2 protein-coding genes are annotated in these 891 nt (G+C 48.6%); both read right to left on the reverse strand.

Annotated features, from left to right (window positions below; genetic code table 11):
- Window positions 1–11: 11 nt before the first annotated feature.
- Window positions 12–461 carry a hypothetical protein gene (locus ABD892_RS01005; RefSeq protein ID WP_345192913.1) on the reverse strand — a complete coding sequence of 150 codons (450 nt, stop codon included), beginning with the start codon at window positions 459–461 and terminating at the stop codon, window positions 12–14.
- On the reverse strand, window positions 394–891 hold a 498-nt coding region (locus tag ABD892_RS01010), incomplete at its 5' end, for an RNA-directed DNA polymerase (protein ID WP_345192921.1). The genes ABD892_RS01005 and ABD892_RS01010, both read right to left, overlap by 68 nt.

Genomic DNA, 891 nt, shown 5'->3' on the forward strand with positions numbered 1-891 from the left:
GGGGTCATAACTTACAACCCAAGCAGAGATTTCTGTTCTCTACCCCAGCGTACGCACTCGTTTCGATAATTTATATAGGCATCCCGCTTTGTTGTCTGCGTAGCACTCAAAGGCTCACCATAAACTGCATTATTAATCGTGTCGGCGGTGTATTTGCGTTCATCGTCGGCGGTGTATCGCTGCCTGATCTTTTCCACCACTCTCGCATTAATCAGCCTGACGTGCGGGCTTTCCCGTTTGATCTGCTCTCGTAGCTCGTCGGTCAGCACTACGTCTTCCGGTTTGATCTCCTCGGGCTGAATGGGCAGCACTACGCCTTCAGGTACGGCGACATAAGTAAAACCATTATCCAGTGTCGCCAGTTCTGTAGTCAGTCGATCGCCGTTTTCATTCTCAGCCTGGTGCAATTCGATGATGGTGTAAGCGGTGATATGTTTGCGGTAGCGAACAATAGAGACCATGGTTTATCTCTCTGGCATAGTTGAGTAAGTGGGTGAGCGAGGCGGTTTGTCGGGCATGTCCAAGAATGGAGATACAGCTTTCCAATTTATCTTTCTTGGCCGACTGCTTGAACTTGTACAGCGAATGCTTGCGGATAAACTTCTTGCTGCGCCAAGTCCTGTAACCAACAAAGTTCAAACCGTGTTTTACTTTCTGGATAGTGGATTTTGAGAGCGTCATTGCAAGCTCTGTATCCAGCCATTGAATGATTCGTTGACGATAATCAAGGCACTGGTCACGGCTCAGGCCGATCAGAATAAAGTCATCCACATAGCGAAGGTAATACTTAACCTTCAGCTCCCGCTTGATAAAGTGGTCCAGAGGATTCAGGTAAATGAGCGCGTAAATCTGGCTGAGCAAGTTGCCGATCGGTATGCCTATCGGCCCCTC

Origin of the sequence: Kistimonas scapharcae (assembly GCF_039540975.1) — a bacterium.
Lineage (GTDB): Bacteria > Pseudomonadota > Gammaproteobacteria > Pseudomonadales > Endozoicomonadaceae > Kistimonas > Kistimonas scapharcae.

Bases quoted from the DNA above. Each gene is read 5' to 3' on its own strand.
- ABD892_RS01005 (WP_345192913.1), bottom strand. From the start codon at position 461: ATGGTCTCTATTGTTCGCTACCGCAAACATATCACCGCTTACACCATC.